The sequence below is a fragment of the Streptomyces sp. NPDC003697 genome, from assembly GCF_053587115.1.
Map to the genome: position 1 here is coordinate 1 of NZ_JBSFNN010000138.1, position 9,692 is coordinate 9,692.

Genomic DNA, 9,692 nt, shown 5'->3' on the forward strand with positions numbered 1-9,692 from the left:
CCGGCCGGTGCGGCGAGTGGGGGTACCCCCTGCTCGAGCGGAGCCGAGAGCTTGGGGGAGCGTGCCGGGCGCCGCGACGGGGCGAACGTTGCCTGCCGCGGCACTAGGCACGGCCGGCGCCCTCACCTTGCAGGCACCCGCCGACGGGCGAACATTGCCTGCCGCGGCACTAAGGGCTGCCCCGCAATCCCCGGCGGGCGCACGACGACAGCTACGGCACCTCGCCGCGTTGTCGGCTCGCCCGAATACGCCCAGTATGAGGACGACTCTCCGCCTTGCGATGCACCGCATCCGACGCCGCACGCTGATCCACCGCGGATCACGGGACAGCCCTTAGGCGCCGCGCGCGCCGGCCTTCTCGCGCTGCGGTGTCCGGCCCCCGGACCCCTCGCGCTCCCGCGCCAGTTGGGCCGCGTCCTGGCGGAAGGCCCACTTCATCTCCGGCTCCATCGCGAACCGCAGGGCGCGCCGGACCGGCGGTGTGCACAGGACGGTGACGACCGCCGCCGCGAGCACGGTCACGGCGATCTCACCGAGCGGGTGGTGCAGCCAGGGGTGGTCGAACCAGCCGCCGTAGGTGCCCGCCTTCACCAGGAAGCCGTGCAGCAGGTAGCCGTACAGCGTCCCCGCGCCGAGCGCCGTGAACCATGTCCTCCGGCCGGGCACCCAGGCGTAGAAGCAGGCGGTCAGCAGCAGCGAGCAGCCGAACATCGCGAGGGTCATGACCGGGCCGGCCCACCAGGGAGCGCCCAGTTCCTGCGCGGCGTCACGGTGGTAGAACCAGGCGGTGTTCATGCGCGGCACCGCCCACCAGCCGAAGGCCAGCGCCACCACGAGGACCGGCACGGACAGGATCCGCACCGAACGGCGGCGCACCCGCTGGAAGTGCTCCGGCCGCAGCGTCAGGCCCAGCACGAAGTAGGGCAGGAACTGCAGCACGCGCTGGAGGTCGAGGTCGTCGCCGATGGCCGGGCTGACGGACGCCAGCATGGCGATGCCGAGCGCGAGCGGGAGGGGCCGGCGCACCAGCTTCCACAGGGGAGTGGTCAGCCGCCAGACGAACAGCGCGCACAGGAACCAGGTCAGGTACCAGGGGTCGAGGAGACTGATCTCCTGATCGGTGGCGTGACCGACGACGCGGGCGAAGACGGAGTAGGCGGTCTCGAAAAGGACGTACGGCACGACCACGCCGGTGACCAGCCGCTTGAGCCGGTCGGGGCGGGCGTCGAAACTCCGTGAGAAGAATCCGGAGATGACGATGAACGCCGGCATGTGGAAGGAGTACACGACCGTGTAGGCGGCCTCCAGAATTCGGCTGTCGTCCTTGAGCGGCTCCCAGGAATGCCCCATCGCCACCAGCACGATCGCCAGGTACTTGGCGTTGTCGAAGAACGCGTCGCGCTGCTTGCCGGGTCTGCCGGCCCGCTCGGCCGGCCCGCGCGGGCTCGGCGTCTCCGGCGCCGACGGACGGGCCTGAGGGAGCGGTGTTCTGTTCTGGCCGGGGGACGAGGCAGCGTGGAACATCTGAGGCACCCTAGCGTCGGCCGCGGGAATCCGTAAAACTCCCGACGTCGTTCTGCGTATTCGCTGCGCATGCCCGGGAATTGACGGAGCAGACATGTTCCAGTCGGTGACGGCGGGCACGGCGGCGGCGCCGCCCGGGCGATCCGGGGCACCCTCCATATCCCGATTCTTCCCGAATGATGGGCGCATCACGGTGTGTCCGTCGTAACAGCGCGAGTCATCTGCGAACGCCGTGTGTGGACATGGAAACGATGCCTGCCGATTTCCTGTGCGAATGCCCTGCGAATTGGCCGTGGGAGCCGCGGCGGGAGGGGTGCGCCGGCCCGTCGGGGAGGGCTCGCGGGGACGCCGGGGGCTGATGATGCGTCACTCGCCGCATAAGCGGGCCGCCTTGGTGGCACGATGGTTCTGGCGGGGGTGCGGGGTTGGCGTCCCCGGGCCGGAGAGCGGACCGACCGAGGGTGTGATCAGTTGTGGCCATTTCACTGTCTGTGGTGCTGCTGTTGGCGATCATCCTGGTGGTGTTGCTCCGGGGCGGGTCGATCAAGGCCGGGCCGGCCATCGTCGCCGTGCTGTTCGGCTTCTTCCTCGCGTCGACCGGCATGGCGCCGTCCATCGAGCGGTTCATGAACTCGATAGCCGACACCATCAACTCGATCAGCTTCTGACCCGCCTCGGTGACCCGGCGATCAGCTTCCTGACCGACCTCGGCCATACAGGGCCCCCGGCCGTCCGCCCAGCGGGCGGCGGCCCCCCGGCCCGAAGAAGCTGCGGGCGAGACGACCGGTCACGGCTTACCCGCGGCCCCGGCACACGCACCACCGCCCCGGCGATCCCACCGCCGCCCCGGGCCCGGCTGACTCCGGCCCGTGTCACCGGCTCCCGCCCGCAGGGCCCGCGAGCGCGGTCCGGCCGGCCCCTGCGACGCGTCGACCGGCCGGACACCTCGCCTTCCGGGTCCGGCCGGTCTCGCGGCTCGACCGAGCGTCAGCTCAGCCGGTTGAGTGCCTGCTGGAACGCGGCCGCATGCTTGGCCTCGTCGGCTGCCGTGTCCCGGAAGTAGCGGGCGGCGGCGGTGTCGCCGACGGCGGCGGCCCGCTCGGCGAAGCCCGGGTACCGGGTGGTCGCCTCGGTGCGCTCGCCGGTGAGGGCGGTGCGCAGGTTCGTCTTCGTCGTGCGGACCAGGCCGCCCAGAGCGGCTTCGCCGGCGAAGTGCTCGTGCAGCTCGACTCCGGCGGTGCCCTCGAACAGGCGGGCCAGGGCCGCGTTGCCGGTCTGCCGGGCGCGGGCGGCGTAGAGCATGTACTTGGCGTGGGCGAGGGCCTCGCCGTGCATGGCGGTGTCGAGGTTGGCCCTGGTGCGGGCGGCCTTGACCTTCGGCGGTCCGGCGGGCACCGGCACCGTCTTCGCCGTCGGTGGTGCCGGGACGGAGCCGTGGCCGGTGGTCAGGGCGGTGAGCGCGGTGCGGTAGGCGTCGCGGTGGCGGCCCTCGTCCGAGGCGATCTCGGTGAACAGATCGGCGGCCTCGACGTCTCCGTCCTTGCGGGCCTGTTCGGCGAAGCCGCGGTACATGACCTGGTGCTCGTAGGTTTCGCCGTTGATGGACTGGCGCAGGTTGGCCGCGTTCGTGCCGACGGCGCCGGCCAGGGCGGCGGCCTCGCGCAGGTGCTCGTCCATCTCGGTCCGTGCCGTGGCGCGGAAGAGCTGACCGACGGCCGGGTCGGCCTTGTCGTCGATCTTGCCGCCGGCCGCCGGCTGGCCCTGCCCGTCGGCCTGGGCGGCGAAGAGGCCGTACAAGGCGTGCGCGTAGGCCTCGCCCTTCATGGCGGTGGCCAGGTCGGGGAGGGTCTGCGTGTGCAGAGCCCGGACCGTGGCGCGTGTCGCCCGGTCCTGATCAGCCGGGTGGGTGAGGGCCACGGCCGTGGCGGCCTGGGACGCGGTGGTCAGTGCGCACAGGCCGACCAGAAGCGTGCGCATCGAGTGGCGGAACATACGTCCTCCCATCGGGGCGCCCTCGGGTGCAGGCGTCCCCTCCTCATGCCAGCCGCACCCGTGCATCCCTGCCCCTTCACGTCACCCGTTCGAGTGAGTACGCACAGTGATGCCGCTGCCGGCGGCCAACCCGCCGTCCGCCTTGAGAGCGCGACCGGCCTCGGAGGACGCGCCCGTACCCCGCCTGCCGGATCCCCGTGGCCGCCCCGCTCCGCTGCTCCGGAGGAACCAGGGCCGATCCGGGGACGGCGTTGGGTCCTCCGGCCCTCCGGCCGGGAACTTCGGCCCGGCGTGCGCGAGGCCCCGCTGATTCATGCTGGCCTTGACGCAGTAGTCGGCCTGGGGAAGTGATCGGCATGATGTGGTACGGCGGCCGAGGGGGCTGGAGCGGATGGTTCCTCATCATGCCGCTCTTCACGGTGCTGTTCCTGGCCGTCCTGCTTGTCGGCCTGATCGCCCTGGTGCGCCACCTCACCGGTTCGCCCCACCAGCGACAGCCCGGCGCGCCGCCACCGTCCGGCGAAGGCGGGTGGCAGGACCGGCGGGCCGAGAACCTGCTCGCCGAGCGATTCGCGCGCGGGGAGATCGACGACGACGAGTACAGACGTCGGCTCGCGCTGCTGCGGGAGCACCGGTGACCCCTGCCGGCCGAGCCGGCGGAACCGCACCGGGCACACGGGGGCACGGCGGACCGGTCGCCGCTTCTGGAAAACACTCGGGGCCGGGCCGGAGGAAACAACCTCCGGCCCGGCCCCGAGCCGTATGGAGCGGGCGACGGGAATCGAACCCGCGTAGCCAGTTTGGAAGACTGGGGCTCTACCATTGAGCTACGCCCGCACACAAGGCGCCGCGAGTCGGTGACCGCGGCACACCAGGCATCGTAGCGGGTCGCACGCCGTCGCCGCACACCCCTTCGTGCGTCGGAGTGCCCCCGGTGAAGCCGGAGGCCGGACCGCCTCCGGCCATGTACCCTACGTGTCGCACCAGACGGGGTGTGGCGCAGCTTGGTAGCGCGTCCGCTTTGGGAGCGGAAGGCCGTGGGTTCAAATCCCGCCACCCCGACCACCCGCCGATCCCTTTCGGCGACCACCCCCGCGATCGCCTTTTGGGACGCAGAGCGGCTGCGGCTACTATGCAGACTGCGCGCCCGTGTGTCCGGCCCACCGGCCTACGAACCCCTCCGGGCGGCGAATCCGCCGGACCTGTCAGGCTCCGGCAGAAACCAAGAAGTCAGCCACAAGGAGACCGAACCGTGAAGAGCGCCGTGGAGACCCTGAACCCGACCCGGGTTCGGCTCACTGTCGAGGTGCCCTTCGAGGAGCTCAAGGACAGCCTCGACGCGGCGTACAAGAAGATCAACCAGCAGGTCACGGTGAAGGGCTTCCGCAAGGGCAAGATCCCGGCCCGCGTCATCGACCAGCGGTTCGGCCGCGGTGCGGTCCTGGAGGAGGCGGTCAACGACGCGCTTCCGAAGTTCTACACCGAGGCGGTCAACGACGCCGAGCTCAACGTGCTCGGCCAGCCCGAGGTCGACATCACGGACCTGAAGGACGGCGAGACGCTGAACTTCACCGCCGAGGTCGACATCCGCCCGGCCATCGAGATCCCGGACTTCTCCGGCATCGAGGTCGAGGTCGACGCCGTCGAGGTGACCGACGAGGACGTCGAGGAGGCGGTCGAGCAGCTGCGCGAGCGCTTCGCGTCGACGACCCCCGTCGAGCGCGCCGCCGAGGACGGCGACGTCGTCACGGTCGACCTGGAGGCCAAGGTCGACGGCGAGGTCCTCGAGGACGGCGTCGCCGGCGACGTCTCGTACACCATCGGCTCCGGCGAGCTGCTGGACGGCATCGACGACGCCGTGAAGGGCCTGTCCGCCGGCGAGGAGGCCACCTTCACCTCCGAGCTGAAGGGCGGCTCGGCGGCCGGCCGGGAGGCCGAGGTCACCGTCCGGGTCAGCCAGGTCGCCAAGCGTGAACTGCCTGAGCTGGACGACGAGTTCGCGCAGCTCGCCTCCGAGTTCGACACCCTCGAGGAGCTGCGTGCGGACAGCCGCAAGCGCCTGGAGAACATGAAGCAGTACGACCAGGCCACGCAGGCGCAGGAGCGCGTCCTGGACAAGCTGCTCGAGCTGGTCGAGGTCCCGGTCCCCGAGAAGCTGCTCGAGGACGAGATCAACACCCGCAAGCACAACCTCGAGCACCACCAGCTCGGGCAGATGGGCCTGACCCTCGACAAGTACCTGGAGATCCAGGGCAAGACCGCCGAGGAGTTCGACACCGAGACCCGCGAGGCCGCGGTCAAGGGCATCAAGACCCAGTTCGTGCTGGACGAGCTCGTCAGCAAGGAGCAGGTCAACGTCAACCAGGAGGAGCTCACCGAGCACCTCATGCGGCGCGCCGCCTCCTCCGGCATGTCGCCCGACCAGTTCGCCCAGGCGGTCGTCCAGCAGAACCAGGTTCCGCTCCTGGTCGGAGAGGTCGCCCGCGGCAAGGCCCTGGCCGTCGTGGTCGAGGCCGCCACGGTCAAGGACACCAACGGCGAGGTCGTCGACCTGAGCGACGAGGAGGAGCTCGACGAGGCCGCCGAGGGTGCCGGGAACGAGTCCGCCGACGCCGCCGCGAACGAGTCCGCCGAGTCCGCCGACGCCGCCGGGACCGAGGGCGAGGAGAAGTCCGAGGGCTGATCCCCGCGGATCGTCTGCGACGCAGCGACGACGGGCCCCGGGCGTGCGACGCCCGGGGCCCGTCGCGGCACACGGCCGACACCTCCCGCCGGACGCGGAAAGCCGTGTGACCGGCGGCCCACGGTCCGTGGCCGCCGTGCTGCCGGCGACACCCCGGCGCCCCCGCGCCGGGGCGCGGCGCGCGACGCGCTGAGCAGCGCCGGAAATCCACCGACCTGCGCTGACAGCGAACAGCCCCGTCTGCGGGATTCCCCGAAGGGACCCGCGCGTTAGGGTCCATGAATACGAGGGCAGGGGAGTCCCCGAAGCCGCCCCGCACGGTGGCGCACCGGGGTCCCACGCCCCGGCAGAACACGTGAGACGGCCCGGCGCCGTCGTAAGACGAGCAGGTGGATACGTGACGAATCTGATGCCCTCCGCCGCCGGCGAGCCTTCCATCGGTGGTGGCCTCGGCGACCAGGTCTACAACCGGCTGCTCAACGAGCGGATCATCTTCCTCGGCCAGCCGGTCGACGACGACATCGCGAACAAGATCACCGCACAGCTGCTGCTCCTTGCCGCCGACCCGGACAAGGACATCTACCTGTACATCAACAGCCCCGGCGGTTCGATCACGGCGGGCATGGCGATCTACGACACCATGCAGTTCATCAAGAACGACGTGGTGACCATCGCCATGGGCCTCGCGGCCTCGATGGGCCAGTTCCTGCTCAGCGCGGGCACCCGCGGCAAGCGCTTCGCGCTGCCGAACGCCGAGATCCTGATCCACCAGCCCTCCGCCGGCCTGGCCGGCTCGGCCTCGGACATCAAGATCCACGCCGAGCGGCTGCTGCACACCAAGAAGCGCATGGCAGAGCTCACCGCCTTCCACACCGGGCAGTCGGTCGAGCAGATCACCCGGGACTCGGACCGCGACCGCTGGTTCGACGCCCACGAGGCCAAGGAGTACGGCCTCATCGACGACGTGATCCCCACGGCCGCCGGCATGCCGGGCGGTGGCGGCACCGGGGCCTGAGCCGCTCCCGGGGCCCACACGGCCCCGTGCGCTCGCACGAGGCCCCGGCGGCCCCTGTGGAGCCCCGCCGCCGCACCGGGCCGCCCGAAGCCCCGCAGAGGCGCCTGACGGCCCCTGCGGGCGGCCGGGACCCCGCGGTGGGGCCGGCGCAGCCCAGCAAGCCCCCCAGCCGACCGCCCAGCCTTTTTCCAGGAGACACCGTGAACGACTTCCCCGGCAGCGGCCTCTACGACCGCACCCGCGCCGAGTACACCGGCCCCTCGGCCGAATCCCGCTATGTGATCCCGCGCTTCGTGGAGCGCACCTCCCAGGGCATCCGCGAGTACGACCCGTACGCGAAGCTCTTCGAGGAGCGTGTGATCTTCCTCGGCGTCCAGATCGACGACGCCTCCGCCAACGACGTGATGGCGCAGCTGCTGTGCCTGGAGTCGATGGACCCCGACCGTGACATCTCGGTCTACATCAACAGCCCCGGCGGCTCCTTCACCGCGCTGACGGCGATCTACGACACGATGCAGTTCGTCAAGCCGGACATCCAGACGGTGTGCATGGGCCAGGCCGCCTCGGCCGCGGCGGTGCTGCTGGCCGCCGGCACCAAGGGCAAGCGCATGGCCCTGCCCAACGCGCGCGTGCTGATCCACCAGCCCTACAGTGAGACGGGCCGCGGTCAGGTCTCCGACCTGGAGATCGCCGCCAACGAGATCCTGCGGATGCGCTCGCAGCTGGAGGAGATGCTGGCCCGGCACTCCAACACGCCGATCGAGAAGATCCGCGAGGACATCGAGCGCGACAAGATCCTCACCGCGGAGGAGTCGCTCGAGTACGGCCTCATCGACCAGATCATCTCGACCAGGAAGATGAACAACGCCGACGTCCGCTGACGCGGGAGGGGGCGCCCCCGGCTCGCGGGAAACCGGGAGCCTGGGGGTATCGTCTGCCGCTCCTTGGCACGGTGCGTCAGCGGTACGTCGCAGTGAACCGCGCCAAGGGGGGCCCGAACGAGGGTCCAGGCAAGGTACCGTCGGACATAAGGCAGCACCAGGAGCCGCTGGACCTAGGCGTCTCCCAGGCGAAGGGGAAGCACACCGTGGCACGCATCGGTGACGGCGGCGATCTGCTCAAGTGCTCGTTCTGCGGCAAGAGCCAGAAGCAGGTCAAGAAGCTCATCGCAGGGCCCGGTGTGTACATCTGCGACGAGTGCATCGACCTCTGCAACGAGATCATCGAGGAGGAACTCGCGGAGACCAGCGAGGTGCGCTGGGAGGAGCTTCCCAAGCCCCGCGAGATCTACGAGTTCCTGGACGGGTACGTCGTCGGCCAGGAGCCCGCGAAGAAGGCCCTGTCCGTCGCGGTGTACAACCACTACAAGCGGGTCCAGGCTGGCGAGAACGGCGGAGCCCAGGGCCGCGACGACGGCATCGAGCTCGCCAAGTCGAACATCCTGCTGCTCGGGCCCACGGGTTCGGGCAAGACGCTGCTCGCCCAGACCCTCGCCCGCATGCTCAACGTCCCGTTCGCCATCGCCGACGCCACGGCGCTGACGGAGGCGGGCTACGTCGGCGAGGACGTCGAGAACATCCTGCTGAAGCTGATCCAGGCGGCCGACTACGACGTCAAGAAGGCCGAGACCGGGATCATCTACATCGACGAGATCGACAAGGTCGCGCGCAAGAGCGAGAACCCGTCGATCACCCGTGACGTGAGCGGCGAGGGCGTCCAGCAGGCCCTGCTGAAGATCCTGGAGGGGACCACGGCGTCGGTCCCGCCGCAGGGCGGCCGCAAGCACCCGCACCAGGAGTTCATCCAGATCGACACGACGAACGTGCTGTTCATCGTGGGCGGTGCCTTCGCCGGCCTGGAGAAGATCATCGAGGGCCGCGCGGGTGCCAAGGGCATCGGCTTCGGCGCGACGATCCGCTCCAAGCGGGAGCTGGAGGCCAAGGACCAGTTCGAGGACGTCATGCCCGAGGACCTGGTCAAGTTCGGCATGATCCCCGAGTTCATCGGCCGTCTGCCCGTCATCACCTCGGTCCACAACCTCGACCGCGAGGCCCTGCTGAAGATCCTCGTCGAGCCGCGCAACGCCCTGGTCAAGCAGTACGAGCGGCTGTTCGAACTCGACGGCGTGGAGCTGGACTTCGAGCGCGAGGCGCTGGAGGCCATCGCCGACCAGGCCATCCTCCGCCAGACCGGCGCCCGCGGCCTGCGCGCCATCATGGAGGAGGTGCTGATGTCGGTGATGTACGAGGTCCCGTCCCGCAAGGACGTGGCCCGGGTCGTCATCACGGCGGACGTCGTGCACTCCAACGTCAACCCGACCCTGATCCCGCGTGACGCCCGCGGCCGCGGTCCGGGCGAGCAGAAGTCGGCGTAACCGCCCCCCGAACGGACGAAGGGCCCCGGTCGACCGGGGCCCTTCGTCCGGTGGGGGGGGCGGGCGGCAGGCCGAGATAGGAACAGAGGGGGGTAGGGGGAGGG

At 70.5% G+C, this 9,692-nt stretch carries 8 protein-coding genes and 2 tRNA genes; 7 read left to right on the forward strand and 3 right to left on the reverse strand.

Annotated features, from left to right (window positions below):
- Positions 1 to 333: 333 nt before the first annotated feature.
- The gene (locus ACWDNY_RS30500) at positions 334 to 1,524 is read right to left on the reverse strand and encodes an acyltransferase family protein (RefSeq protein WP_451649047.1); all 1,191 of its coding nucleotides are present in this window, start codon (positions 1,522 to 1,524) and stop codon (positions 334 to 336) included.
- A 473-nt stretch (positions 1,525 to 1,997) separates the two neighbouring features.
- On the opposite strand from ACWDNY_RS30500, the gene ACWDNY_RS30505 reads away from it, so the two are divergent.
- On the forward strand, positions 1,998 to 2,192 hold the full coding sequence (locus tag ACWDNY_RS30505; protein ID WP_451649048.1) for a hypothetical protein: 195 nt from the start codon (positions 1,998 to 2,000) through the stop codon (positions 2,190 to 2,192).
- 319 nt (positions 2,193 to 2,511) lie between these two features.
- Here the strand turns inward: ACWDNY_RS30505 and ACWDNY_RS30510 are convergent, their stop codons facing one another.
- Positions 2,512 to 3,501: a ferritin family protein gene (locus ACWDNY_RS30510; RefSeq protein WP_451649049.1), complete on the reverse strand. Its 990-nt coding sequence runs from the start codon at positions 3,499 to 3,501 to the stop codon at positions 2,512 to 2,514.
- Positions 3,502 to 3,920: 419 nt separating this feature from the next.
- On the opposite strand from ACWDNY_RS30510, the gene ACWDNY_RS30515 reads away from it, so the two are divergent.
- Positions 3,921 to 4,154 carry an SHOCT domain-containing protein gene (locus ACWDNY_RS30515; RefSeq protein ID WP_451649050.1) on the forward strand — a complete coding sequence of 78 codons (234 nt, stop codon included), beginning with the start codon at positions 3,921 to 3,923 and terminating at the stop codon, positions 4,152 to 4,154.
- Positions 4,155 to 4,279: 125 nt separating this feature from the next.
- Here ACWDNY_RS30515 and ACWDNY_RS30520 read toward each other — a convergent pair.
- Positions 4,280 to 4,353, reverse strand: a tRNA-Gly gene (locus tag ACWDNY_RS30520).
- A gap of 151 nt (positions 4,354 to 4,504) precedes the next feature.
- On the opposite strand from ACWDNY_RS30520, the gene ACWDNY_RS30525 reads away from it, so the two are divergent.
- The 5 genes from ACWDNY_RS30525 (at position 4,505) to clpX (ending at position 9,588) form a co-directional block, all read left to right on the forward strand.
- Positions 4,505 to 4,581 (forward strand) — tRNA-Pro (locus tag ACWDNY_RS30525).
- A 187-nt stretch (positions 4,582 to 4,768) separates the two neighbouring features.
- On the forward strand, positions 4,769 to 6,199 hold the full coding sequence (tig, locus tag ACWDNY_RS30530) for a trigger factor (protein ID WP_451649051.1): 1,431 nt from the start codon (positions 4,769 to 4,771) through the stop codon (positions 6,197 to 6,199).
- A gap of 409 nt (positions 6,200 to 6,608) precedes the next feature.
- Complete coding sequence (locus ACWDNY_RS30535) at positions 6,609 to 7,214, forward strand: ATP-dependent Clp protease proteolytic subunit (RefSeq protein ID WP_189705719.1); 606 nt, start codon at positions 6,609 to 6,611, stop codon at positions 7,212 to 7,214.
- A gap of 200 nt (positions 7,215 to 7,414) precedes the next feature.
- Positions 7,415 to 8,095 carry an ATP-dependent Clp protease proteolytic subunit gene (locus ACWDNY_RS30540; RefSeq protein ID WP_451649052.1) on the forward strand — a complete coding sequence of 227 codons (681 nt, stop codon included), beginning with the start codon at positions 7,415 to 7,417 and terminating at the stop codon, positions 8,093 to 8,095.
- 206 nt (positions 8,096 to 8,301) lie between these two features.
- The gene (clpX, locus tag ACWDNY_RS30545) at positions 8,302 to 9,588 is read left to right on the forward strand and encodes an ATP-dependent Clp protease ATP-binding subunit ClpX (protein ID WP_451649053.1); all 1,287 of its coding nucleotides are present in this window, start codon (positions 8,302 to 8,304) and stop codon (positions 9,586 to 9,588) included.
- Positions 9,589 to 9,692 lie beyond the last annotated feature (104 nt).

What these genes read in the sequence shown, in the direction of transcription:
- ACWDNY_RS30500 (WP_451649047.1), bottom strand. Translation starts at nt 1,524, where the DNA reads ATGTTCCACGCTGCCTCGTCCCCCGGCCAGAACAGAACACCGCTCCCT.
- ACWDNY_RS30510 (WP_451649049.1), bottom strand. Translation starts at nt 3,501, where the DNA reads ATGCGCACGCTTCTGGTCGGCCTGTGCGCACTGACCACCGCGTCCCAG.
- ACWDNY_RS30515 (WP_451649050.1), top strand. Translation starts at nt 3,921, where the DNA reads ATGCCGCTCTTCACGGTGCTGTTCCTGGCCGTCCTGCTTGTCGGCCTG.
- ACWDNY_RS30535 (WP_189705719.1), top strand. Translation starts at nt 6,609, where the DNA reads ATGCCCTCCGCCGCCGGCGAGCCTTCCATCGGTGGTGGCCTCGGCGAC.